This window comes from Nitrosomonas supralitoralis, assembly GCF_003011925.2.
GTDB lineage: Bacteria > Pseudomonadota > Gammaproteobacteria > Burkholderiales > Nitrosomonadaceae > Nitrosomonas > Nitrosomonas supralitoralis.
In genome coordinates this window covers 24,713-50,677 of sequence record NZ_PXXU01000018.1, presented here as the reverse complement: position 1 = coordinate 50,677, position 25,965 = coordinate 24,713, and the positions used below count along the sequence as shown (strand labels likewise).

Here is a 25,965-nt window from a genome sequence, read left to right as displayed (position 1 = left end):
CCTCTTGAAAATTGATGCAAAAGGGAACGATATTATGATTGCCGATGTAAAAAAATCTGCTGAACAAAAAATGCAAAAGAGTCTTGAAGCATTAAAAGTAGATTTAAGTAAAGTTAGAAGCGGACGTGCTCATACTGGTTTTTTAGATCATATTACTGTGGATTATTACGGTACACCAACGCTCATAAATCAAGTAGCCAATATCAATCTGATTGATGCACGCACGATCGGCGTAATTCCCTGGGAAAAGAAAATGGGTAATGCGATTGAAAGGGCCATCCGTGAGTCAGACTTAGGTTTAAATCCGATGCCTGTAGGTGAAACTATTCGTGTACCTATGCCTGCCTTGACTGAAGAACGTCGTCGCGACCTGATCAAGGTAGTAAAGCAAGAAGCGGAAAATGTTCGTGTCGCAATGCGTAATATCCGTCGGGATGCAAATGCTCACTTGAAAGACTTATTAAAATCCAAAGAAATTTCAGAAGATGATGAGCGTCGTGGTCAAGATGAGATACAAAAATTAACAGATCGCTATATCACGGAAATTGATAAAGTATTGCAAGTCAAGGAAACAGAACTAATGGCTGTTTGATATGCCTCAAGGTCCAAGCTCAACTAAAGAAATACCTGAAACTGGCTTAATACCAAAACATATTGCTATTATTATGGATGGTAATGGCCGTTGGGCACAGACTCGATATATGCCGCGGATCGCGGGACATAAGCAAGGTGTTGAAACAGTTCGTGGCGTTATCAAGGCATGTATCGAGCGCAATATACCATACCTCACTTTATTTGCTTTTAGCAGTGAAAATTGGCGACGACCTACTGAAGAAGTGACGTCGTTAATGCAACTTTTCCTGGGTGCATTGGAACATGAAATCACCAGGCTGCATGAAAACGGTATTTGTTTTAAAGTGATCGGTGATTTATCAAAATTCGAGCCCAAGATAAGAGAATTCATCCATACTGGCGAGCAATTAACCGCCGAAAATAAACGCCTTACTTTTACTATAGCAGCCAACTATGGCGGACGCTGGGATATCATGCAAGCCATACGTAAAATGATGGCGCAATCAGCTGAGCTACCGTTGAATTTTGAAGAAGAAAATTTAACGCAATATCTAGCACTGAGCTACGCCCCTGAACCTGATCTGTTTATTCGAACAGGAGGAGAATATCGCATTAGTAATTTTTTATTATGGCAGCTCGCATACACAGAATTATATTTTACCGATACATTATGGCCTGATTTTGATGAACATGAACTTGAACGAGCAATCCAATCTTATCAGCAACGAGAACGCCGGTTTGGCTGCACCAGTGAACAGATTCAAGTAGCAGGATAAAAGATGACTTTTCATGCTTAAAGCCCGTGTTCTTACTGTAATTGTTATTCTTCCTTCATTCTTATCAGCATTATTTTTGTTGCAAGATATCTTTTGGGCCATTGTGCTGCTGGCGCTTACAGTTGTCGGATCTCGAGAATGGAGTCGACTAGCAGGGTTTTCAGTAAAAAATACAATAATTTTTATGCTCCTCACCACGCTAATCGGAGGGGAATTATTGTTTCAAATGAGCGAATCTATAAAAGCTGGTGTATATTCTTCGGATTTAATCTGGGCCTATATCTTATCAGTGGTCTTTTGGGTTATTGGTGTACCGCCGTATCTAAAACAAGCCTATACGATTAAAAACCCACTGATTCTGATGTTAATAGGTTTGATATTATTATTACCAACCTGTCTCGCACTTTATCAACTACGTGCAATCAGTCCATTACTTTTGTTGGGCTTTATGGCGACAATCTGGATTTCCGATACAGCAGCTTATTTCACTGGAAAAACATTCGGTAGACGCAAGCTTGCTTGCCAAATTAGTCCGAATAAAACTTGGGAAGGTGTTGTCGGAGCCTTACTTGCTGTATTAATTTACGGGATTATATGGGCTTTCTGGCTAATTGAAGATCCTTTAGCAGCAATGCTGATACCACTGCTTTTATTGATGACTGTACTAGGTATTCTTGGAGATTTATACGAATCACTGATGAAGCGTCAAGCAGGTGTTAAGGATAGTGGAAGTATTTTGCCTGGCCATGGCGGTATTTTGGATCGAATTGATTCTTTAATGTCATCGCTGCCATTTGCCATTTTGGCCTTACTAATTTTTTATTCGCCCGTGTCATGAAAACTATCCGAAAAATTACTATACTTGGCTCCACCGGCAGCATCGGGGAAAGCACATTGGATGTTATCGCACGCCACCCTGATCGTTTTCAGACTTTTGCAATAACAGCCAACAAAAATGTAGAAAAAATACTATCGCAATGCCAACGGTTTCAACCAAGATTTGCAGTCATGCTGGATCAGGAAAGCTCTGAGCAGCTTGCTAGCGCAATTAAAACGACGAATATTAAGACTGAAGTTTTATCGGGGATTGAATCCTTAGAAAAGGTGGCTTCACACCCAGATGTGGACACCGTAATGGCTGCAATTGTAGGAGCTGCTGGCATTCGCCCAACATTCGCAGCTGCGCAAACAGGAAAACTAGTCCTTTTAGCCAATAAAGAAACCCTGGTAATGGCTGGCCGTATTTTTATGGATTTGGTAAAGCAACACCATGCCACACTTCTCCCGATTGATAGCGAACATAATGCAATCTACCAGTCATTGCCACATCATTACAATGGTAATTTGGCAACAGCAGGCATCAGTCGCATACTACTTACTGCTTCAGGTGGACCGTTTCGATGTGCATCATTAGACTCACTGGAGAACGTCACTCCGGAACAAGCTTGCGCACACCCTAATTGGGATATGGGACAGAAAATTTCCGTAGATTCTGCCACCATGATGAATAAAGGATTAGAGGTCATTGAGGCGCATTGGCTGTTTGAGGCGCCTCCAGATAAAATTCAAGTGGTCATCCATCCACAAAGCGTGGTTCACTCTATGGTTGCGTATGTCGATGGCTCGGTCATCGCGCAACTTGGCAACCCAGACATGCGAACACCTATTGCACATGCGATGGGCTATCCCGAGCGAATAGAAAGTGGAGTATCCGCTCTAGATATGTTTAAAGTTGCTCATCTCGATTTTGAAGAGCCTGATTTCAGTAAATTTCCATGTTTAGGCTTAGCATATCAAGCTCTGGATGCCGGAGGAAATATGCCGGCTGCACTGAATGCCGCCAACGAGATAGCGGTAGAATCTTTCCTGAAAAAACGCATGGCATTTACTGATATTCCTGCCATGATTAAGCATGTTATGCAAATAATACAGCGGGAAGAAATTTTAACACTGGATGATGTTTTGAAAACAGACAAGCTGGCACGCGCTAAAGCACACGAATGGCTTGCCAATTTATAGTAAGTGCAAAAAGAAAAAAATCTTGCTGACAAATCACAAGATTCAATTTTTCTTAATTAATGGTAGTATCCGTGCATTCATTTTTTGTAAAAATTAGGTAAAAAATGTCGTGCAATTAAAATTAACCCAGAGCCTGCCTTATGTGCAATAAATTGATATGTCAATAACTTTTACAATTATATCTTTCATTATTGCCTTAGGCATACTGATAACCTTTCACGAATTCGGCCATTATTTAGTAGCACGATGGAATGGTGTAAAAGTATTACGATTTTGCATTGGTTTTGGTCAGCCTATTTTTCGCAGGCGATGGGGAAAGGACCAAACTGAATGGGTAATTGCTGCGATCCCATTAGGCGGTTATGTCAAGATGCTCGATGAAAATGAAGGCAAAGTACCGTCCGAAGACTTACCTCGTGCATTTAACCGCCAGCCGGTAGCTCGTCGCTTTGCTATCGTTGCAGCTGGTCCTATTGCCAATTTCTTACTAGCCATTGTTTTATATTGGTTACTTTTTATTCTAGGTGTCGCCGGGATGAAACCCGTGCTGGGCCCAGTCGAACCAGGCACAGCTGCCGCCAAGGCAGAATTTGTTATGGGTGAAACAATTGCTAGCATAGAAAATGAACCCGTTGCCAGCTGGCAGGATGCTCGCTGGGCTTTATTGCGATATGCCATCGATCAGTCAGCTAATGTGAAAGTGCAGACTATCGGTAATAATGGTGAAATCAATTGGCGGCAGTTGGATTTAAGCCAAGTCGATCCCGATAAGCTCAATGAAAATTTTCCAGGTATTATAGGGTTAAGTAGTTACCAACCGATAGTAAAGCCCGTTATCGGACAAGTCATTTCTGATGGCATTGGTTACCATGCTGGTTTACTGACAGGTGACGAAATTATTGCTGTCAATAACACTGAGATTCATACTTGGATGGATTTTGTGAAAGAAATACGTAAAAATCCCGAACATTTACTCGAATTGGATATTTTGCGTAACGATCAAATGATCATGTTGACGGTTACACCTGAGGTAACCATAGAACATGGTAAGCAAGTGGGCAAAATAGGTGTTGCACCCTTGGTCAATCAATCAGATTTTGAAGAATTACTGGTTACAGTCAGTTATTCACCTGGCAAAGCAATACAAAAAGCTGCCGAGAAAACTTGGGAAACAACTGTACTGACATTACAAATGCTCTCTAAGATGATTACTGGTGATGTATCCTGGAAAAATGTCAGCGGACCGATCTCGATAGCGGATTATGCCGGACAATCTGCACAAATGGGGTTAGTATCTTATCTCGCTTTTCTAGCGCTAATCAGTGTTAGTATTGGGGTATTAAATTTGCTGCCAATTCCTATACTTGATGGCGGACATCTTATGTATTATCTTATTGAAATAGCCAAAGGAAGCCCAGTTTCAGATAAAACAATAATAATTGGTCAAAAAATCGGTCTGATTATGCTGTTTACACTTATGACGTTTGCCATCTACAACGATATTAATCGGCTTATTACTGGCTAAATAATGAAATTTCAGTGTTTCGTTGCGCTAATCAGCCTATTTTATGCATATTCATCCTGGGCCAGCGACTCTTTCATTGTTGAAGATATTCGCGTTGAAGGCATACAGCGTACTGAAGCAGGCACTGTATTTAGTTATCTACCAATTAAAGTTGGTGAAGTGCTGGATGCAGATAAAGCAACCAAAGCGATTAAGGCGTTGTATGCGACTGGATTTTTTAAGGATGTAAAATTAAAAAACGAGAATAATATTCTAATTGTTGAAGTTATTGAACGTCCCGCTATTGCACAAATCAGCATTAATGGCGCCAAAGAATTTGAGAAAGACAAACTGCTTGAAGGTCTCAAACAAGCAGGCATATCCGAATCCAGAATTTTTAGCCGCTCACTTCTGGAACGAGCCGAATTGGAATTAAAACGACAGTACATCAGCCGTGGAAAATATGCCGTTAAAATCACAACAACCTCTACACCACTTGAGCGTAATCGTGTCGGAATCAATTTTGACATTCATGAAGGCCGCACCGCAAGAATAAAAAGAATAAGCTTTGTCGGTAACGATAAATTTCCAGATAAAGAATTGCGTAGCATACTAGTGCTCAGAAGACCCGATCTACTAAGCTGGTTCACAAAGAATGATCAATATTCAAAACAAAAGCTCTCCGCCGACTTGGAGACACTTCGTTCATACTATCTTGATCGTGGTTATCTGGAATTCAATATCGAATCTACTCAAGTTTCCATAACACCTGATTTGCGCGATATCTATATTACAATCAACGTAACCGAAGGCGATCAATATACAATTTCAGATATCAAGGTGGCGGGAGAAACCATCGCTCCGGAAGAAGAAATTCACAAACTGATATTATTAAAAACTGGGGACGTGTTTGTGCGCGAGAAATTAACCGAATCCATCAAATTAATTACCGATCGATTAGGTGATGACGGATATGCCTTTGCTAATGTTAATGCCTCACCAACAATAGATTATGAAAACCGACAAGCTGCTTTCACATTTTTTATTGACCCAGGTAGGCGTGTATATGTGCGCCGTATCGACATTGAAGGTAACGACCGCACCCGCGACGAAGTCATACGTCGTGAATTTCGCCAAATGGAAGGGGCCTGGCATTCCACCAGTAAAATTAACAACTCAAAAGTCCGGATTGATCGTTTAGGTTTTTTCAATAGTGTCAATGTTGAAACGCCGGCGGTACCCAATAAAACGGATCAGGTAGATATCAAAGTCAGAGTTGAAGAACGGCCAACCGGATCTATTATGTTTGGTGCGGGTTATTCCGATCGTCAAGGAATCATTCTAAACGCTTCAATTTCTCAGAATAATATATTCGGCACTGGCAACTTTTTTAGTCTGGATGCTAACCGAGGTGCCATTAATGAAACCTATTCCGCATCTTTTACCAATCCTTATGCCACAGTTGATGGCATAAGCTTTGGCTTGGATGCTTACAAGCGTGTTTTAGATACACGCGCATTAACACAGTTTGGTTCATTTAAAACAGACACCGTGGGCGCCGGTTTTAGGCTAGGAATCCCGATTGCTGAAAATGATATTGTGTCCTTTGGTTTGGCTGCAGAAAATACTTCTATCGGTATATTTAGTGGCAGTCCACAGCGTTATAAGGATTTTGTTACTGAATTCGGCGAAACAACCAATAATTTTCCGGCTACAGTGAGCTGGGCACGCGATCGGCGTGATAGCGCAATTTGGCCAACCTCCGGAACAACCCATCGATTATTTGGCGAAGTCAGTGTGCCGGGTGGAGATTTAAATTACTACAAGCTCAGTTATCACCAGAAATGGTACTATCCGATCACGGATTTCTTTACGCTCCTGGTAAATACGGAGTTCGGTTATGGTGATGGTTACAAGGGCAAAACTCTCCCTTTTTTCAAAAACTTCTTTGCTGGGGGTAATAACTCAGTAAGGGGCTATGATCTGAATTCTTTAGGCCCGCGTGATCCATCAGGATTTGCTAACATCAGTGGTTTCAATCAAAGATTGCTAGCAATCGGCGCTAGCAAGCGTGTAGTCGGCAATATTGAGCTAATGTTTCCTGTTCCATTCTTGCGCGATGATCGATCATTACGCTTTAGTGTGTTTTTTGATGGCGGAACCACATTTAATCAATTCAGTCAACTTAACAATTTCATGCGTTACTCAACCGGTATTGCGTTAACCTGGATATCTCCAATGGGACCACTGAAAGTCAGCGTTGCAGAACCATTAAATGATGTACCGTCTGATAATCTGCAAAGATTCCAATTCATGTTTGGTCAACAATTCTAATTCTATTGAGGATTGTTACAGGTGAAAATATATAATCGCATCTATCGCTGCTGGTTCAATACAATGATGGTTTTTTTTATCATTGTTTGTAACAGCAGTTTCGTAACTGCCTTCGCTAGTGATATTAAAATTGGAGTAGTCAATACCGAAAAGATCCTGCGTGAATCCATACCAGCCATACAGGCCCAGAAAAAAATTGAACAAGAATTTGTTCCGCGTGATGAAGATATCAAGAAAATGGCAATGAAGGCCAAGAAATTGCAAGACCGGTTGGAACAAGACAACACAATCATGGAAGAGTCCGAGCGACGCAATTTGGAAAGAAATCTTGCCAATTTAAGTCGCGAGTACCAACGTGCCCAAAAACAGATGCGAGAGGACTTAAGTGTACGTCAGAACGAAGAGTACAGTATGGTTTTGGAACGCACCAATCAAGCTATCAGCAAAATCGCAGAAAATGAAAATTATGATCTGATATTGCAATTGCAAGACTCGGTCTACAGAAGTCAGCGCATCGACATTACTGACAAAGTAATTAAAGCGCTCAACAATGAATAAAGCAGCATTCTGCATCTGCTGATCACACGGCATCCAGAGTCAAAAAGGAAATAACACAATGAGTAGCATGAACATTCACGAAATTTTAAAATATCTTCCACATCGCTATCCGCTATTGCTAGTAGACCGCGTAATTTCCTTTGAGGCAGGTAAAGATATTGTTGCATTAAAAAATGTCTCCATCAATGAGCCCTTCTTTTCGGGACATTTTCCACATCATCCAGTGATGCCTGGGGTTTTGATTGTTGAAGCATTAGCTCAAGCAGCGGCTATCCTGACACTTAGAACAGAAAATACAACTAATAAGGAAGATACTGTTTATTACTTTGTAGGTATCGATGGTGTTCGTTTCAAAAAACCCGTCATGGCCGGCGATCAGTTAATTCTAAAAGTTGCTATCGAACGACAGATCAAAGGATTATGGAAGTATTCGGCCCGTGCTGAAGTAGATGACCAGCTTGTTACCGAAGCACAACTTATGTGCACCTCACGAAGTGTATAGCATCCATCATCCCAGTTGAAATAACCGTCCGTATCGGAGAGCTCAGGTATTGAAGCGTCAACTTTCAAATTAATATGCGGTGTCGACGAAGCTGGCAGAGGGCCGCTGGCTGGACCTGTCTATGCAGCCTGCGTCGTCTTGAATGATGCCTATGCAATTGATGGGCTAGCTGATTCCAAGAAACTGAGTGAAAAAAGAAGAAACGCACTGGAGTTCGAGGTCAAACAACACGCTAAAGCATGGGCAATCTCTTATGCTTCGGTACAAGAAATTGACCAGCTAAACATTCTACAAGCAAGTTTACTTGCCATGAAGCGCGCTGTAGAAAGCCTACCATTCACTCCCGACTTAGTACTGATCGATGGCAATCAAACTCTACGTTTAGATTGTCCAATGCAAACAATCGTTCGAGGTGATAGTTTAATACTCGAGATCTCAGCCGCTTCTATATTAGCCAAAACTGCTCGAGATGCAGAAATGCAAAGAATGCACAAGCGCTATCCCCGATACGGATTCGATAAACATAAAGGATACCCAACCAAAGCGCATTTAGCTGCACTACAACAATACGGTGCCTGTAAAATTCATCGACAAAGTTTTTTACCTGTCAGAACATTACAATTCAACACATCAGAAAGCCGAGATAATAATTGATAAGCGGCAAATTATCTCAAGTCAATAAAAAATAGCTTTGCGCGTATAATAGCGGCTGTTCAATCAACATTTGTCAACATATAATAGCACTGATTATTATAAACATTTCAGCTATAGATCAAACTAAACAAGGAAAATTAAAATGCGTGTGGAAAAAAATACTGTGGTTTCACTTAACTATGAATTAACGGATGCTTCAGGAAAAATTCTGGAAAAAACAGATATACCCATCAGTTATTTACATGGTGGATACGGTGGTATTTTTCCCTTGGTTGAAGAAGCATTGCACGAAATGGAAATTGGTTATTCATGTTCAATCTCCATGGAACCAGAAGACACTTTTGGTGAATATGATGCCGAATTAATTCGCGTTGAGCCGCGCGACTCATTCCCTGCTAATGTGGTCGTTGGAATGAATTTTGAGGGTGGCGCTGAAGGATCTGACGATTTTATCATCTATAAAGTCACTGATGTTAGTGACGATAGCGTTACCGTTGATGGCAATCATCCATTCGCCGGCATGAAATTGAATTTCGCATGCACAGTAACGGAAGTGCGTCCGGCCACTGCAGAAGAAATTTCTCATCAACACGTGCATGGAGCACATGGCCATGAGCACTAAATTTCAAGTATCCGGTTGGTTGAGAATTTAACTGTCATTTACGGTTTTTACCGCTTCTTTCAGTAAGTAAATCTGTTCCAATGCCTGCCTGGGGCTTAGATCATCAGGCGAAATATTTCGTAGCATTGTGATCATAGGATGATCTTTTTCAATATTTTTTTCTTCCAGTTTTGGAGCGGGAAAAGCAAACAAATCCAATTGTAACGTATTATTTTGAGTTTCTTGCTCGAGTTTAATCAGGTATTCTCTTGCTACTTTAATCGCTGACTCAGGAACGCCGGCGAGTGCTGCAACTTGCAAGCCATAGCTCTGACTCGCGGGACCTTCGGTAACTTTATGCAAAAAAACGATATGATGTTTATACTCGACCGCTTCCAAATGAACATTCTTGACTTGTTTAAACTCATCTGCAAGCTTTGTTAGTTCAAAGTAATGCGTAGCAAATAAAGTAAAACTACGGTTTTTTGTCAGCAAATGCCTCGCAATTGCAAATGCTAAAGCCAGACCATCAAAGGTCGAAGTGCCTCGCCCAACTTCATCCATAAGCACCAAGCTATGCGCTGTCGCATTATTGAGTATATTGGCTGCTTCTGTCATTTCTACCATAAATGTGGAACGACCGCTGGAAAGATCATCGGCGGCACCAATACGGGTAAAAATCTGATCAAGTATGCCAATACACGCCATCTTGGCTGGAACATAACATCCACAATGCGCAAGCAAACTTATCAGCGCTATTTGTCTCATGTAAGTAGATTTCCCCCCCATGTTAGGACCGGTAATCAACAACATCTGCGGTTTTCCAGTTTGCTCGGAACCTAACCGCACATCGTTAGCAACGAAATTTTCAACCTGTTTCTCTACCACTGGATGACGACCGGTGTCTATGGACACGATATCCTCAGTGGTTAAATGAGGTGCAGTATAATCAAGCGATTGCGCACGCTCTGCCAATGTGCACAGAACATCAATCTCAGCAACTCCTGCAGCCATTTTCTGCAGTACATGGATATGTTTCAACAGTGCCTCGATTAATTCATCATATAAATACTTTTCCCGCGCCAACGCTTGATCCTGCGCTGATAATGCCTTGTCTTCAAGAGCTTTCAGCTCAGGCGTTATATAACGCTCAGCATTTTTAAGCGTTTGTTTACGTCGGTAATCCGTCGGGATTTTCGCGCTCTGTGCGTGCGTGACTTCGATATAGAAGCCGTGCACGCGGTTATATTCAACTTTCAGATTCGGAATACCCGTACGCTCCTTTTCTTGAGTTTCCAGTTGCAACAAAAATTCCCCACAATTGTTTTGCAACGCTCGTAATTCATCAAGTTCAGCATCATAGCCATCAGCAATCACATTACCCTCGCGTAATACTACACCGGGTTCTTCCAACAAAGATTTATTCAATAGCTCAACGAGCTCAGGCTCAATTTGCACTGCCTGAATCAATTGATCAAATCTCTCGCTGCGACACTGCGCAATCGCTGTGATAATTTCCGGGAATAGTTTCACGCTATCGCGCAAACCCGATAAATCCCGCGGACGTGCGGATCTGAGCGCAATGCGCGCGGTAATCCGCTCAACATCCACGACTTGCCGCAAAAAACTGCGCGCAACCAAATAACTATTTGCCTCATTTTGTCCAATCAGAGCTGCAATACTATCTAACCGTTTTCGAATTAAGCCACGATCGCGCAATGGATGATGTAACCAAAATTTTAATAATCGGCTACCCATATTGGTTGAGCAAGTATCAAGCAGAGACAATAAGGTGGGCGATCTTTCACCACGGATAGTTTCAGAAATTTCTAGATTGCGGCGTGTTGCTGCATCCATACGGACATAAATACTTTCCCGCTCAGCTTGCAATGATGTGATATGAAGTGCAACTGATCCTTGCGTCAAACGTGTATATTCCAATAATGCACCAGCAGCGCACAAAGCCGTAGACAAATCTTCACAGTCAAAGCCGGAAAGATCGTAAGTTTCAAATTGTCGTGTAAGACTGTTGATCGCACTATCGCGATCAAACTGCCACGAAGGTAATCGCTTTAATACCCAATTTTTACCTTGTAATTCATCCAGTGTCAGCGATTCTGGTAAAAGAATTTCTGCTGGCTGCAAGCGTTCTAACTCACTGAGTATATTTTGCGGTGATGATTCCATCATTCGTAATTGACCCGCAGCTAGATTCAACCAAGCCAATCCCAGAATCGATTCATGCACCCATAATGCCAGCAAAATGCAATCGCGCTTATCATCAAGCAATGCGGAATCCGTTAATGTTCCAGGAGTAATGATGCGAGTAACTTCACGAGCCACAGGTCCTTTGCTGATAGCAGGATTACCTACCTGCTCACAAATCGCGATGGATTCGCCTGCCTTAACCAGCTTGGCCAAATATTGTTCAGCTGCGTGATACGGTACTCCTGCCATCTTAATCGGCTCACCTGCGGAAGCACCGCGCTGTGTTAAAGTAATCCCAAGCAGTTTTGCCGCTTTCTCCGCATCCTCAAAAAATAACTCATAAAAATCTCCCATGCGATAAAACATCAACATATCAGGATATTGTGCCTTAATACGTAAGTACTGCTGCATCATCGGCGTATGTTGCTCTTTGCGAGGCTTCATCTATTTGATTTTAGAGTTTTATGTTGCATAAAAGAAAATTACAATCTACCGTGGTCAGCGCTTATATTTAAGCTTGAGTCAATCCTGCGCAATCAGATCAATCCTAGCAAGGAGATAAACTATATTTACGATATTTCTTTAGCAGGCCGTTGAAAATCGTTTCCGAGACAGTTGATACAAGGCAAAAACAGGCGAAAAAGCGCAGTTTATGCTTAATAAATGAGCATTTTGAGCCTGTTTTTAACACCGTAGCAGCAACGCAGATAGTTTTTCAACGGCCTGTTAGAAGTTATGGAAGAATTATTGGCTCTCATATATTACCAAACGAATGAATTTCAAATTAAGTTATTGGTTGGGCAACCCCAACATTATCTGCACTGTCGATGATCACTGGTGATAGTGCAATGAGCAGTTAGAATCGAAGCTGTCGTGCTGCCATGAAAGGAATCATTGTTAAGCCGCATTTAATTTGTGATGATGTCACATGAATATAGGTTCGGACAATACTTTCGTCAAAGCCAACTGTAAAAACAAACTACTCTCGTATCGATAATACTCACCTTTTAAGCTCGCCGAGATTACCTCAATACACTACTTTTTTGCTTGCATCGTTTTGCTAAACCACATGTGGGATTGCAATTCACTGCTTATAGCTCAGGTTCTGTTATTCATACATTGTGAATTTCCATTCTTTTAGTGCAAGTCAGGAAATTCATGCCAACCATATCGCGATGCGTTCTCCAGCATAACCGAAGACTTAGTTACTAGAGTGAATTGTGACATAGTCAGAACTGGCTGGGTATTCTTTAGAGATTGGCTAATTAATAAGGTATATCGGTATGATTTGCTGATATCCCATGTCTGGCAACAAGATCACAATGGCTCTTCACACCAAGACCCCGGCTTCATTGATCATGTTGTCAACAAAAAGGCTGATATTATTCGTGTTTACTTACCCCCCGATGCCAATACGCTGCTGTACATCACAGATAAGCGCCTGCGCAGCAATAATATTATTAACGTGATTGTTGCCGGCAAACAACAGTTGCCTCAATGGCTCTACATGGACGCAGCGATCAAACACTGTACTGCGGGTATCGGTATTTGGTCGTGGGCGAGCAATGATCAAGAAACCGAACCCGATGTGGTGATGGCCTGTGCCGGCGATGTACCAACCTTAGAAACTCTCGCTGCGGTGGATTTGTTACACCAGCTTACTCCGAATCTCAAAATTCGGGTGATCAATGTGGTGGACTTGATGACACTACAACCTCGAGAAGAACATCCGCACGGTCTATCCAATAAGGATTTTGATACCTTATTCACTCCCGATAAGCCTATAATCTTTGCTTATCACGGTTATCCCTGGTTGATTCATCGATTGACCTATCGTCGAACCAATCACAAGAATCTGCATGTACGAGGATACAAAGAGGAAGGGTCGACCACCACCCCGTTTGATAGGGTAGTACTCAACGATTTGGATCGTTTTCATCTTGTGGCAGACGTTATCGATCGGATGTCAAAATTCAGCTCGGCAGGAGCATATGTGAAGCAATTTGTCCGCGATAAGCTCATCGAACACCATCAATACATAACGATCCACGGTGAGGATATGCCGGAAATAACTAATTGGAAATGGTCTTGTTAATATTCACACAAATACCTCTTGAAATCAATAAATTATCTACTCTGACGAGACTAACTAGAGAGACGACGGCTAAGTGAGGGTGTTATTGATGACATGGAGATGTCCTACTTAATGATGCACTATTTGCATGAGTTGTCTGCTGATATGATGCTCCTGAGAGAAAAGCTTGCAAATTTGAACAGATTTTCGTTGAACTTGGAGTCATGCTGACGATGCGCTTACGTCAACTGAAAATATTTTCATCCTTTAGTGATAGAGTACGGTAGAGTTTCATGGCAATTCAGAATTCACTAAGCCATTTTAGATGTTCTCGATTATCGAATGTAGTGTTGCCCATTTTCACTATCATATTCTGCATGCAAATCGAGCATTGAAGATAAGATCGATATTACAGAGTTAAACAATATAAAAAGGAATATTAATGAACATTAACCCATTACAAAAGATCAAGACACTTGGCCAAAGTATCTGGCTTGATTACATTCAGCGTAATATCCTCGAAAATGGTGAGCTTGTAAGAATGATAGAGGAAGATGGACTGGCTGGCATGACATCCAATCCGGCCATTTTTGAGAAAGCGATCAATGAACATGATGACTATCTTGAGGCAATTTCCCGGCTTATCCATCGCGGATTCAGTGCAACTGAGATATATGAATCCTTAGCCATCGAAGACGTGCAGCATGCTGCTGATTTATTTAGACCAGTCTACAATGAATCAAATGGCCGTGATGGTTTTGTCAGTCTGGAGGTTTCGCCCCACCTTGCTTATAACACAGAACTTACTATTACCGAGGCCAAACGACTATGGAAATTGCTCGACCGTCCGAACGTCATGATTAAGGTGCCTGCAACCCGGGAAGGAATATCTGCGATTGAGCAGATAATTGCTGCGGGTATCAATGTTAACGTTACACTTTTGTTCGGTCTCGAACGTTACCGTCAAGTTTCAGATGCATTCATGTCGGGATTGGAAACACGAGCGACACAAGGCAAAGCTCTGGATCATATAGCCTCGGTAGCAAGCTTTTTCGTCAGTCGCATTGATGCTCTAGTGGACAAACGTCTGGACGATCTTACAAAATTCGATACCGGTGGAACTGCGAACACCTTGCGAGGCAAGACCGCCGTGGCCTGTGCGCGTCTTGCCTATCAGCATTTCCTGAACTGGACAGAAAGTAGCCGCTGGCACGCCTTGTCTAAACAGGGAGCGCAAATCCAGCGATTGCTGTGGGCAAGTACTAGCACCAAGGATCCTGCTTACGATGATATTAAGTATGTCGAAGCTTTGATTGGTGAGGAAACTGTCAACACCATGCCGTTGCAAACGCTGGCTGCTTACCGTGATCATGGTCAGCCTGCATTACGAATTGAGCAGGAACTGGATGAGGCCAGTGCTCTGCAGAGAAAGCTCAATGAAATAGATATTCGACTTGATGCGATCACTGAGCAGCTGGAAAAGGAAGGCGTAAAAAAGTTCATTGATCCTTTCGATAAATTACTAGAATGCCTGAATGAGCGGAAATCAAAGTTTCTCTAAATTCAATATTGGCATGAGAGATCTCATGACACAGAAAACAAGAGACTGCTTTGCGACCCCACGCCCTGTAGAATGGATGATTTTCGTTTACAGAGTTCAAATGCAGAAACAAACACCATTAATAATGAGTGCTGCACACGCTTACAACATTCTGAAATAATTCCTCATTAAATCATAAATTTTGTAGCTATGCGCTTAAAAGATATGCAAAACGATCAACTATCCATCAGCATTAAAATCATACAGATAATTTTTTTATGTATGTTACTTATTACAGCTAATATAATTTGGGCAGATATAGAAGCGCCTGATCAAGAAGCACGAATCCGTCAGCTTGAAAAAACATTAACCCGTATACAACAAGAATCTCAATCGACTTACCAGCAATTTTTGATGATTCAGGAATTGCGTCGAAACGAAATGTCAGAAATACCTCAGATTGTACCTCTACCCAATTCACCTGAGCAGAGCATTCCGATTCCGAACTATAAGGATTTAATTCAGCTTAAGCAGGATCAACAAGGGCGAATTGATAAATATACCACTGATTTAAACCATCTTTATGGACGCTATCAAGAACTGGAAGTCGAGAAACGAACTATTTTTGAACAAATCAAATCACTTGAACAAAAAACCGGAACAATAGAATAATTTCTTAAACTGATTATTGCTAATTATTTATCTTCAAAATTTTTATACCAGATATCATAAAGTTCATCTGACCATAAAGACTTTATCCAAACGACCACATCATCGACTTGCTGCTCAGTCAGTATACCTTCCCACGCAGGCATGGAGCCTATTTCTGGTGGAGTTCCTTTGAGGATTGTTTTTTTCAAAACATCGGTCGAATGATGCCAAGCGTGTGCCGAGCTGTCTAAAGGCGGTGGTGGATATTTGCCGTCAGGATTCGGTTTGCGCCAATCCGGAGTCGCTACTCCATTCGGTCCATGACAGCCCACACAATTTTTCGTATACACAGCTTCTCCACGCATGACTTGTGCAGCATCCAAGTTTCTAATTACCAATCCTGTTTTAGGATTGATCTGATGTTTTCCCGCTGCAGTATCTGTTGGCGAGAAATTATCGCAGCCCATCAGCATCAATGCAGCAGCACTATAAATCAGAAAATATTGCACTCTCATATAAAATTGCAAAGGCTATTTTAAGCGCATAACTGAGCTGCTTTTTTCCGTTTCTAAGTTTTTAGGTAATTGCTCCGCTTTTTTTGCGTATGGATCATAGCTGTTATAGATGGTTGCCTCCTTGCGGGTTTGGTCACGTTCTTTGATCAATAAAACATTATAGGGATCACTTCGTGATCCTTCCATACCCGGAGATCCATGTGGCATGTCTGGCACAGCCAATCCAATCGCTTTTGGTTTTTCTTTGAGCAGCTTGATAATATCGGGTGCCGGCACATGTCCTTCAATTGCATAACCATTAACCAGAGCCGTGTGACATGAACCAACCGTTTCAGAAATACCCGATTTCTTTCTGATTTCCTTATTACCTACATCATGTGTTTTTACTGTAAAACCATGATCACGCATATGGTCAACCCACTTACCGCAACATCCGCAGGTTGGACTTTTATAAACATCTACAGTTGCAGTAGCTGCCGCCTGCGCAGCAACGCTCAAAAAAACGACTGCCATGATTGATCCTATTAATAAGGTACTCATTCGTATTTTCATTTCTTCTCCACAATAATTTTTTCATACATTTTTTCTAAAATGCTCGGGCAACCGGAAAGCAAAATCAATGCTTCCTGCATTAGTAAATTGCCAGTTTAATCATTATTGCTCGCCGGTTCTCAGTTGTAACAAATGGATTTCAGAGAAATCATTTTCAAGATGCATACAGCCGCATTTTAGCGGCTCTTTTTAGCATATTATGTTTGTAATTACCGCCATTTTGATCACAAACGAGATCATATCATCTACATTCATCCAATCTTACTAGGCAAAAGCATATCCTCCAGCAGTTTCAGCTTAATGATGCGTGAAAATTTATCTGAATCTCAGTTTGCCAATATCAAATTCTAAACTGGAATAATTTATCGAGTAACTATCGGTTGAAAACAAGACTAAGATTACCAATGATATAATTCTAGCCATAGATCTCTCTTAAAAAGAACCTCTGACCATGCTTATCTGTATTATTTAGAATACAGCTATGCTAAATTGTTCCATTTCATTTGTCTAATATTCTGCTATAACTTTTATACTATTACTTGCCTGATCATCAATGAACTTTTACTTCTTCGGAATTCTCGGTAAGCATGCTAAAAAAACAACAATATAATTCGAACAAGCTGCAAAAACGCTTGAGACGACAAGTAGGAATGGCCATTGCCGATTTCAACATGATCGAAGCTGATGACCGGATCATGGTATGTTTGTCTGGAGGTAAAGATAGTTATGCGTTGCTCGATATCCTACGCAATCTTCAAGCTCATGCCCCATTGAATTTTGAATTGATTGCTGTGAATCTGGACCAAAAACAGCCCGGCTTTCCTGAACAAGTACTACCAAGCTATCTTACACAAATCGACATGCCTTTCCGCATTGTGGAGCAGGACACCTATAGTGTTGTTAAACGCGTCATTGCTGAAGGAAAAACCACTTGCAGCCTATGCTCACGACTTCGCCGTGGCGTTTTATACCGTGTAGCTGGTGAGCTCGGAGCCACTAAAATCGCATTGGGTCATCACCGCGACGATATCCTGGAAACTTTATTTCTGAATATGTTTTATGGCGGTAAGCTCAAAGCGATGCCACCCAAACTGGTCAGCGATGATGGCAAAAATATTGTTATTCGACCGCTGGCCTATTGCAAGGAGAAGGATCTTGCTGCTTATGCTGAAATTTCGGATTTCCCGATTATTCCATGCAATCTGTGCGGATCACAAAAAAACCTGCAACGACAGACCATCAAAGAAATGATGCAACAATGGGATAAAAAATTTCCCGGCCGACTGGAAACCATGTTTCGTTCGATACAGAATATTCAGTTATCGCATCTAGCCGATACTTCCCGCTATGACTTCATTAACTTGAAAGCGCAAGATCAGCCATTTGAAAATGGCGACACGGCATTTGACGAAGAAACATTTGAACCTAATATTGAAGAAATGCTCGGACTTGAATCAGCAGAAGCAGCTGATCTTCACGTCGTTTCAGGAAACTAATCAACCTTTAAGTGCTTGGGCGGCACCCATTTGAAAGTCATTGCAACCAGGCCAGCAAACAAACCATAGACAATCGTCAGAACTGCTTCCGACACATTATAGAATATAATGAAATGAAGCCAATGCTGAATAAAGCTGCTATTCATTTCAATCTGACGCAAGCTATTTTCCAACACGGTTAATGGACAAGGAATGCCAAGTAGCGATTCAGCTACAACGAACAAAATAGCGGCAAGATGCAGATAGCGAAACCACGGGTTTCTGACGAATGTCAGCTTCAACCACGCGCCCATCCAGATAACTGGCAAGCTTCCTACCACAAACAAAATATAAAGAAAATGAATGATCAATATCATGTCAGCTAGTAACATTTAGGCTCGACAAAATTAACAGCGACGTTTATTAGTGAATATCTGCAAGTATCGTATCTCTCGAGAAACGTTTATAAACTGTTCAAAGAGTGTAAAGCCTATAATAAACCTCTATTCGCCCGTCCGCTAACTCACAGATATAGCTTATTAGTAATCATCATTAATTGACCCGATCAGCATATCATTCTTAATCGATTTTATGCCCTCTATAGTACGAGCAATTGCTATTGCTTTGTCTATGTCATCACGGGAATTTACGTAACCGCTTAATTCTACGACCCCTTTGATAGTTCTAATATTGATATCAAATCGTCTTAGCGACGGCTCATCGATAATGGCTTCATAGACTTTTGTGGTAATACGAACGTCATTAAATTTTTCTTCCATCCCCCTTTGCTCGGGCATTGATACGCAACCTGAGAACATGGCTATTTGAAAAATTAAGAAGAAAACAATGAAAGGACTGCTATCATGCCGTATCATAATGAGGTCTCCTAAATGATTATCGGAAAATTCCTCCTCACACTTAGATTAAAAACCCTTGCCATCTCACCTTCAGTATTTCATTCAATCAAAAAAACCTGACCGGCTATTGAATCCTCTGGTAAGTATTCGCAACAATCAGAATGCGAGGTAATGTATGGACAGAGTAGCTCGCATGTACGTCAATGAACAAAGCATTCCATTCCTGTCGATAATATTACATCATTATCTTTGATGGAAATCGCCTTTTTCGCAGAGTAACTTAATTAGAATAGCGTTGATAGTATTCCTTATGGTCGAAGTAATCTCCATATCCCCCATGACATCTTCAGCTGGTTTGTTTTGACTGTTCGTTTTGCGGCTGTTCTTTCAATAATGGAATTACCATTTTTTCCAGTTTGTTCAGATCGACACGTCCCAAATAGTTTTCAACCAACTCTCCGGAACGATTGATCACTACCGTATAAGGCAGCGCAGAATGACGATTTCCCGCAGCTTCTAATAATGACCAGGTATCAAAGCTGCCAACCAATACCGGATAATTGATACCAAACTCCTGGTGAAACATTTTAACCTTGTCGACTTGATCAATGGCGATACCGATAAAAATCAGCCCTTGTTCCCCATATTTCTTTTGTGCTTCAATGAATTCAGGAATTTCTTCACGACACGGCGTACACCAGGTAGCCCAAAAATTCACCACCATGACTTTGCCCAACCACTGTGAAACTTCCTGATTTTTTCCCTGTATGTCTGGTAAGCTTGCGGCCAGAATTGCCTGTGCGCCTTGCTGACTTTCTTCACTAGTTAATTCAGTTTGATACGCCTCAGACAATAAGGTTCGCATAAACGAGCCTGCTCCCAGAGCAAATATTGCGACACATGAATACAAAATAACCTGCTTGAGCTTCGACATTGTTGTTACATCCTTAAAAAAGATTTTAATTTGGAGGTTTGATTATCAACTCTAGGGTAGCTTTAAATCAGGACAGCTTGGAGTACCGTCAAAAAATCATTACTGTTGAGAAATCCAATGATTTTAATGTCTGGAATATCATCGCCCTGGCGATCAATAAATAAAATACCCGGTGGACCAAACAATTTGAATCGCTTAAGTAATGCGGTATCATCTGAAGAACCATCAGTGACATCTACCTCCAGCAGCACCACATCTTTTAGTCGAGCCTGAACTTTAGCATCAGAGAACGTAAAACGATCCCATTCCTTGCATGAAATGCACCAATCGGCATGAAACCGGACCATGACATATTTATCTCGGGATAACCGTATTTGTTCATCGAGTTCAGCGATGTTTTTTACCCGCTGGAATGGCAAGGGCGCATAGCTTGCGGACCCATTTTCTCTGAGACTTATTGGGTCCGCAAGGTTGATTTTTGATAGCGGCTGCAACACATCCCGGCTGCCAGATAAAACACCGATCAACATCGCCACGCCGATCAGCAGAGCGATGACACCTAAACCTTTGAGAAACTTCTGTAAACCTGAGGCTCTTTCCGGCAATGGATCAATCGCGTGTAAATATATCGCGGAAATAATCAGCAGTGCTGCCCATAACAACATGTATGCCACTTCATTGATGACCGGAGAAATAATCCATATCGCAACAGCGAGCAACAACACGCCAAAAAATCGCTTGATCGATTCCATCCATGCGCCAGCCTTCGGCAGCAATGCACCCGCTGATGTTCCCAGCAGCAGCAGCGGTACACCCATACCCAAAGCCATGACAAACAATGCAGAACCGCCCAGGATTATATCCCGGGTTTGGCTGATGTAAAGCAATGCGCCCGCTAGCGGTGCAGCGACACAAGGTCCGACAATCAAAGCAGACAATGCGCCCATACCAAACACACTGGTTAAATGTCCGCCTTTCAAATGGCCGGCTTCTGCAGATAGCTTGGTCTGCAATCCGCCCGGCAGTTGCAACTCATAAAAACCAAACATGGAAAAGGACAGCAGCACAAATATCACCGCAAATGTGCCCAACACCCATGCATTTTGCAGGGCCGCGGACAACATCGCACCTGATAATCCGGCCGCCACACCCGCAATGGCATACGTAATCGCCATGCCTAACACATAAGACAGTGCCAAGATAAATCCATGACGCTTTGTTACATTCTTACCCTGACTGGCAATAATTCCCGATAAAATAGGAAACATCGGAAACACGCAAGGTGTAAATGAGAGAAACAAGCCAACCAGGAAGAATCCTGAGAGAATCAACCAGTAATCGCCGGTTTCAAACATGCGTTCAATCTTGTACGATTCAGTTTCAATCGCAGGTAATCTGGATGGCATCTGAAACAATTCAGCGCTTGCATCAATCCCCGCTGCCGTGGCTTGACCGCTCACCACCTCGGCAACCGCTCCGATCGCGGCTTTTACTGCCGGCAATGTCAAATCAATCGCTTTGTGTATTGGTGCATAACACACCCCCACCGGTTCATTGCAACCCTGATAAGTTGCTTCTAGTGTAAGGGGTTGCTCATTTGCAGAATCTGCACGCTTTAACGAAATGACCGCCTGAATTGGACTGTAATAAACTTCCGTATTGCCAAAAGTCAGATCCTCTTTCATTTTACCCGATGGCAACGTTATCTTTTCTATAATCAAGCCTTCCTGTTTTGGCTCAAACGCAATTTTGTCGCGATAGAGGTAATAGTCCTTCGCTGGTGTCAAATGTGCAATTAGCGTATTTCCGTCACGCACTTCTACCGAGATCTTGAATGCTTCATCCGGTGGCAAAAGCTCTTGTGGATTACTTTGGCTCAGATTGATGCCCAATCCCTGTAGTTTTTGGAACAAACTAAAAGATCCGCCCTCCTGAGCGAGGGCTTGCGGTGAAGAAGAGCATAATATCAGTAACAATAATTGGATTAATCGCATCGGTATTCAGTATTATTTAATCAGTTAGAGTTGTTTCGTCGTCGATCCACTGCAAATAAGCAGGTAATCCGCTCAATATAGGAACCATAATCACTTCCGGAAGTTCATAAGGGTGCATCATCTTGATCAACTGTTCAATCCGATCATAATGTTGCCGCTGGGTTTTGATCAACAGCGGGGTTTCCTCAGCTGACTCAATATTATCTTTCCAGCGAAAAATTGACGTACACGGACTCAAGGCATTAACGCAAGCAGCCAAATGTTGATCAACCAAAGCTTCTGCCAATGTTAGGGCACTGTTCTTATCGGGAAAGTTGGTAATAATAAGCACTGGTTCCATGCGGGTTATCGGTTGATACAAAATGATTAATTTTACCCTGCTTAAGGTCTCAATTGACAGATGTGATTTTGAACTTTGATATAAAGTAAATAGGCATATACTTTAAAAAACCAATTTATCAAAAGGAATTTAAAAAATGAAAGGATTATTTAGGTTAGTAATTACGCTCTCAATTATTACCCCGGTTACGATATTTTTTGGCTACATTATCATGGACGAAGGCGATCAATTCACTGCTGAACATTATATGGTGTCTGCACTTGGTACAGTTCCGCTTATTTTTGCGCTGCTGGTTAAATTCTTGATGACAGGCGCGGAAAAGGAATAACATGCAATTTTCAGGATCCTATCATGATGCCCTCTGATCTCTCACAGGCGCGTCGATAAGCCAGGCCTGTTACGGCCAGATCCCCAACAGCCAGGCCCCTGAACACAAACGCAATTCGCTCCTCTGCGCTTTGGCGGCTCTCTGCATTGCCCGTCACCAGACCGGTCAAATCACCGCGCACCAACGCCGGATCAACTAACGGTTTAGGCATGCTGGCTTCCTGTTCCTGATCGTCGACGATAATCCGATCCAATGCGGGCATGCTCTCAGCTAACCACGGCGCAGCCAGATCGGTCATGGTGACGAATGCGCCTGGTTTTAGCCAGTGTGCGTTTAAAAATGGAACCAATTGAGGCGACAAAGTCACAGACGTAACGATCAAATCCGCATCTTGGATAGCCTCCTGCGCTGTTTGTGTTGCAATCACCAACATACCCATTTTTTCTGCACTACGGCAAAATGCGTCGCGACTGGCTGTACCACGTCCAAACACATAAATCTGCTTTAGCGGAAAGATTTCTGCCAGTGCTCGCAAGTGACTATGGGCTTGCACACCGCAGCCGATAAAAGCAGCGATAGAAGCATCAGGTAGTGCAAGCCTTTTGGCAGCGACTGCACTCAATCCTGCCGTGCGGACTGCAGTAATCCAGTTACCATCAATAATGGCAAGTGGCAATCCACTTCGACTATCAAGCAAAGTCACTAATGAATTAATACTTTCCAATCCATGTTTAGGGTTATCTGGATTGAGTACCAGCGCTTTGACGGCAAGAAATGGAGGATCGTCGGCTGCAGCCAGCGTCGCCATCATGTATCTTCCATCAGGCGGAGTAATTACTGCTTTCGGCGCATCCCATGCCTGCTGTTGTATTTTTGCAAAAAGTAAGTACTCGATACTGGCGATGACATCTTGTGTGGTAAGTTGCAAGTTCTGTAAGGAACTTTGTGATAAATAACGAATCAATGGGAACATCTGACCCCCTTGTTTTTGAAAAACTTAGTTGATGGTTAAATTAGCTATATTAACAATCGACTGCTATAATGTCGCCCCCACCGCAAGGACTAATAGCTTAATTTTTGAGGAATTATTTATGTCTCGCCCGATTCGAAATATCGCCATCATTGCTCACGTTGATCATGGTAAAACCACTATGGTTGATAAGCTCCTGCACCAAGCCGGCACCTTCGCCGCACATCAGCAAATTTCCGAGCGTGTAATGGATTCCAACGATATTGAGCGCGAGCGTGGCATTACCATTTTAGCCAAGAATTGCGCCATCGACTACGAAGGTGTACATATTAACATCGTCGATACCCCCGGCCATGCAGATTTTGGCGGCGAGGTTGAACGTGTGTTGTCAATGGTCGACGGCGTATTATTATTAGTTGATGCCGTTGAGGGGCCAATGCCGCAAACCCGTTTTGTCACCAAAAAAGCGCTTGCACTGGGTTTACGCCCGATTGTCGTGATCAATAAAATTGATCGGCCTGGAGCGCGCGCCGGCTGGGTGGTGGATCAAACGTTTGACCTGTTCGACAAACTGGGTGCCAGTGAAGAACAACTCGATTTTCCAGTCGTATATGCCTCGGCATTGAATGGCTTTGCCACTTTGGATATTGACAAACCAAGCACGGACATGCGTCCGTTGTTCGACACTATTCTTAAACATGTTCCTGCTCCTGAAGGCAATCCTGATGAACCGCTACAACTGCAGATCAGTGCGCTGGATTATTCCAGTTTCGTCGGCCGTATCGGTATTGGTCGCATTCACCGCGGCAAGTTGAAGCCTGGTCAGGAAGTAATGGTGCTGATGGGCGATAAACCGCCGAAAAAAGCAAAAGTCAATCAGGTTCTCGGCTTCCGCGGTTTGGAGCGGATACAAATGAAAGAAGCTCTGGCCGGCGATATCGTGTTGATTAACGGCGTGGAAGAACTCAGTATCGGCACTACACTGGCTGATATAGATCAACCGGAAGCACTGCCAATCCGCGCAGTAGATGAACCAACCCTGACCATGACGTTCCAGGTCAACACCTCGCCTTTTGCCGGCCAGGAAGGAAAATTTGTCACCAGCCGTCAGTTGCGCGAGCGTCTAGAAAAGGAATTATTAATCAATGTTGCCCTGAGGATGGAAGAAACCAATGAAACCGACTCGTTCCTGATTTCAGGACGTGGTGAACTGCACCTAACCATTCTGCTGGAAAATATGCGCCGCGAGGGTTACGAACTCGCCGTCTCTCGTCCGCATGTCGTAATCCGTGAGATTGACGGCGTTAAATGTGAACCGTTTGAAATGCTCACCGTTGATGTAGACGAGGCTAATCAAGGCGCGGTGATGGAAGCTCTGGGAGCGCGTCGTGGCGATTTGCAGGATATGGTATCGGATGCTAAAGGACGTGTACGGCTAGACTACCGTATCCCTGCTCGCGGTTTGATCGGTTTTCAATCTGAATTCATGACTATGACACGTGGCACCGGTTTGATGAGCCATGTATTTGACGAATTTGCACCAATGCGCCAGGAAATCCCACCGCGCAGAAACGGCGTACTCATTTCCGCTGAACAAGGTGAAGCAGTTGCGTATGCTTTATGGAAACTGCAAGACCGCGGCCGCATGTTTGTCAGCCCCGGAGACCGCCTTTACGAAGGCATGGTGATCGGCATCCACACGCGCGATAATGATCTGGTGGTCAACCCAATCAAAGGCAAGCAATTAACCAATATTCGAGCCTCAGGAACCGATGAAGCGGTTACGTTAATTCCGCCGATTCAGCTCACGCTGGAATCCGCGATTGAATTCATCGCCGATGATGAACTAGTGGAAATTACGCCAAAAACGATCCGGATTCGTAAACGCCATCTATTGGAACATGAGCGTAAACGAGCATCGCGCGCCGCAGCTTAAACATCAACAATACTTTCACAGTTTCAGCAGCGGTGGCATCTTCATCGCTCGCTGAATCTAAAGAAACACG

The 25,965-nt window shown here is 42.7% G+C and carries 24 protein-coding genes and 1 pseudogene; 16 read left to right on the top strand and 9 right to left on the bottom strand.

What is annotated here, in order from left to right; translation table 11 throughout:
• Positions 1–34: 34 nt before the first annotated feature.
• The 10 genes from frr to C7H79_RS07610 all read left to right on the top strand — a co-directional run bounded on the left by frr (position 35) and on the right by C7H79_RS07610 (position 9,542).
• Positions 35–592, top strand: a complete 558-nt coding sequence (frr, locus tag C7H79_RS07655; protein WP_106706706.1) for a ribosome recycling factor — start codon at positions 35–37, stop codon at positions 590–592.
• Between the two features lies 1 nt (position 593).
• Positions 594–1,349, top strand: a complete 756-nt coding sequence (gene uppS, locus C7H79_RS07650; RefSeq protein ID WP_106706696.1) for a polyprenyl diphosphate synthase — start codon at positions 594–596, stop codon at positions 1,347–1,349.
• 13 nt (positions 1,350–1,362) lie between these two features.
• Positions 1,363–2,187 (top strand): phosphatidate cytidylyltransferase, encoded by an 825-nt coding sequence (locus C7H79_RS07645; RefSeq protein WP_106706695.1) that lies wholly within the window; start codon positions 1,363–1,365, stop codon positions 2,185–2,187.
• Positions 2,184–3,368 (top strand): 1-deoxy-D-xylulose-5-phosphate reductoisomerase, encoded by a 1,185-nt coding sequence (gene ispC, locus C7H79_RS07640; protein ID WP_106706694.1) that lies wholly within the window; start codon positions 2,184–2,186, stop codon positions 3,366–3,368. The genes C7H79_RS07645 and ispC overlap by 4 nt, the downstream gene beginning before the upstream one ends.
• Positions 3,369–3,525: 157 nt before the next feature.
• Positions 3,526–4,893, top strand: a complete 1,368-nt coding sequence (gene rseP, locus C7H79_RS07635) for an RIP metalloprotease RseP (RefSeq protein ID WP_106706693.1) — start codon at positions 3,526–3,528, stop codon at positions 4,891–4,893.
• Between the two features lie 3 nt (positions 4,894–4,896).
• Positions 4,897–7,206, top strand: a complete 2,310-nt coding sequence (gene bamA / locus C7H79_RS07630; RefSeq protein WP_106706692.1) for an outer membrane protein assembly factor BamA — start codon at positions 4,897–4,899, stop codon at positions 7,204–7,206.
• Between the two features lie 27 nt (positions 7,207–7,233).
• Positions 7,234–7,764, top strand: coding sequence for an OmpH/Skp family outer membrane protein (locus C7H79_RS07625; protein WP_242447193.1), 531 nt, complete (start codon positions 7,234–7,236; stop codon positions 7,762–7,764).
• 58 nt (positions 7,765–7,822) lie between these two features.
• The gene (fabZ, locus tag C7H79_RS07620; protein ID WP_106706691.1) at positions 7,823–8,266 is read left to right on the top strand and encodes a 3-hydroxyacyl-ACP dehydratase FabZ; all 444 of its coding nucleotides are present in this window, start codon (positions 7,823–7,825) and stop codon (positions 8,264–8,266) included.
• Positions 8,267–8,314: 48 nt separating this feature from the next.
• Positions 8,315–8,920 (top strand): ribonuclease HII, encoded by a 606-nt coding sequence (rnhB, locus tag C7H79_RS07615; RefSeq protein WP_106706690.1) that lies wholly within the window; start codon positions 8,315–8,317, stop codon positions 8,918–8,920.
• Between the two features lie 142 nt (positions 8,921–9,062).
• Positions 9,063–9,542 carry an FKBP-type peptidyl-prolyl cis-trans isomerase gene (locus C7H79_RS07610; RefSeq protein WP_106706689.1) on the top strand — a complete coding sequence of 160 codons (480 nt, stop codon included), beginning with the start codon at positions 9,063–9,065 and terminating at the stop codon, positions 9,540–9,542.
• Positions 9,543–9,569: 27 nt separating this feature from the next.
• On the opposite strand, the gene mutS is transcribed toward C7H79_RS07610, so the two are convergent.
• Positions 9,570–12,173 (bottom strand): DNA mismatch repair protein MutS, encoded by a 2,604-nt coding sequence (gene mutS / locus C7H79_RS07605; protein WP_106706688.1) that lies wholly within the window; start codon positions 12,171–12,173, stop codon positions 9,570–9,572.
• Positions 12,174–13,017: 844 nt separating this feature from the next.
• Between mutS and C7H79_RS07595 the strand changes: the two are divergent.
• The 3 genes and pseudogenes from C7H79_RS07595 to C7H79_RS07585 form a co-directional block, all read left to right on the top strand.
• Positions 13,018–13,824 (top strand): annotated as a pseudogene (locus C7H79_RS07595) (phosphoketolase family protein); the annotation flags it as partial.
• Between the two features lie 421 nt (positions 13,825–14,245).
• A complete protein-coding gene (tal, locus tag C7H79_RS07590) occupies positions 14,246–15,364 on the top strand; it encodes a transaldolase (RefSeq protein WP_106706687.1) in 1,119 nt (372 codons plus the stop codon).
• A gap of 261 nt (positions 15,365–15,625) precedes the next feature.
• The gene (locus tag C7H79_RS07585) at positions 15,626–16,015 is read left to right on the top strand and encodes a hypothetical protein (protein WP_242447191.1); all 390 of its coding nucleotides are present in this window, start codon (positions 15,626–15,628) and stop codon (positions 16,013–16,015) included.
• 23 nt (positions 16,016–16,038) lie between these two features.
• Here C7H79_RS07585 and C7H79_RS07580 read toward each other — a convergent pair whose 3' ends face one another.
• Together C7H79_RS07580 and C7H79_RS07575 are read right to left on the bottom strand one after the other, a co-directional pair.
• Complete coding sequence (locus C7H79_RS07580; RefSeq protein ID WP_106706686.1) at positions 16,039–16,509, bottom strand: c-type cytochrome; 471 nt, start codon at positions 16,507–16,509, stop codon at positions 16,039–16,041.
• Between the two features lie 15 nt (positions 16,510–16,524).
• Complete coding sequence (locus tag C7H79_RS07575) at positions 16,525–17,061, bottom strand: DUF411 domain-containing protein (protein ID WP_106706685.1); 537 nt, start codon at positions 17,059–17,061, stop codon at positions 16,525–16,527.
• A gap of 587 nt (positions 17,062–17,648) precedes the next feature.
• On the opposite strand from C7H79_RS07575, the gene ttcA reads away from it, so the two are divergent.
• A complete protein-coding gene (gene ttcA / locus C7H79_RS07570; RefSeq protein WP_106706684.1) occupies positions 17,649–18,557 on the top strand; it encodes a tRNA 2-thiocytidine(32) synthetase TtcA in 909 nt (302 codons plus the stop codon).
• On the opposite strand, the gene C7H79_RS07565 is transcribed toward ttcA, so the two are convergent.
• From C7H79_RS07565 to cutA, 5 genes are all read right to left on the bottom strand, one after another.
• Positions 18,554–18,928: a DUF2784 domain-containing protein gene (locus C7H79_RS07565; protein WP_106706683.1), complete on the bottom strand. Its 375-nt coding sequence runs from the start codon at positions 18,926–18,928 to the stop codon at positions 18,554–18,556. The genes ttcA and C7H79_RS07565 overlap by 4 nt on opposite strands.
• A 147-nt stretch (positions 18,929–19,075) precedes the next feature.
• Positions 19,076–19,411, bottom strand: a complete 336-nt coding sequence (locus C7H79_RS07560; protein ID WP_106706682.1) for a BON domain-containing protein — start codon at positions 19,409–19,411, stop codon at positions 19,076–19,078.
• Positions 19,412–19,739: 328 nt separating this feature from the next.
• Complete coding sequence (locus tag C7H79_RS07555; protein WP_106706681.1) at positions 19,740–20,327, bottom strand: TlpA family protein disulfide reductase; 588 nt, start codon at positions 20,325–20,327, stop codon at positions 19,740–19,742.
• Positions 20,328–20,389: 62 nt separating this feature from the next.
• On the bottom strand, positions 20,390–22,321 hold the full coding sequence (dsbD, locus tag C7H79_RS07550) for a protein-disulfide reductase DsbD (protein ID WP_106706680.1): 1,932 nt from the start codon (positions 22,319–22,321) through the stop codon (positions 20,390–20,392).
• 16 nt (positions 22,322–22,337) lie between these two features.
• Positions 22,338–22,661: a divalent-cation tolerance protein CutA gene (cutA, locus tag C7H79_RS07545; protein WP_106706703.1), complete on the bottom strand. Its 324-nt coding sequence runs from the start codon at positions 22,659–22,661 to the stop codon at positions 22,338–22,340.
• A gap of 136 nt (positions 22,662–22,797) precedes the next feature.
• On the opposite strand from cutA, the gene C7H79_RS07540 reads away from it, so the two are divergent.
• Positions 22,798–22,989, top strand: a complete 192-nt coding sequence (locus C7H79_RS07540) for a hypothetical protein (RefSeq protein WP_106706679.1) — start codon at positions 22,798–22,800, stop codon at positions 22,987–22,989.
• A 10-nt stretch (positions 22,990–22,999) separates the two neighbouring features.
• On the opposite strand, the gene C7H79_RS07535 is transcribed toward C7H79_RS07540, so the two are convergent.
• Positions 23,000–23,962: an ornithine cyclodeaminase family protein gene (locus C7H79_RS07535; RefSeq protein WP_106706678.1), complete on the bottom strand. Its 963-nt coding sequence runs from the start codon at positions 23,960–23,962 to the stop codon at positions 23,000–23,002.
• A gap of 118 nt (positions 23,963–24,080) precedes the next feature.
• Here C7H79_RS07535 and typA point away from each other — a divergent pair, with 118 nt between their 5' ends.
• The gene (gene typA / locus C7H79_RS07530) at positions 24,081–25,895 is read left to right on the top strand and encodes a translational GTPase TypA (protein WP_106706677.1); all 1,815 of its coding nucleotides are present in this window, start codon (positions 24,081–24,083) and stop codon (positions 25,893–25,895) included.
• The last annotated feature ends 70 nt before the right edge of the window (positions 25,896–25,965 follow it).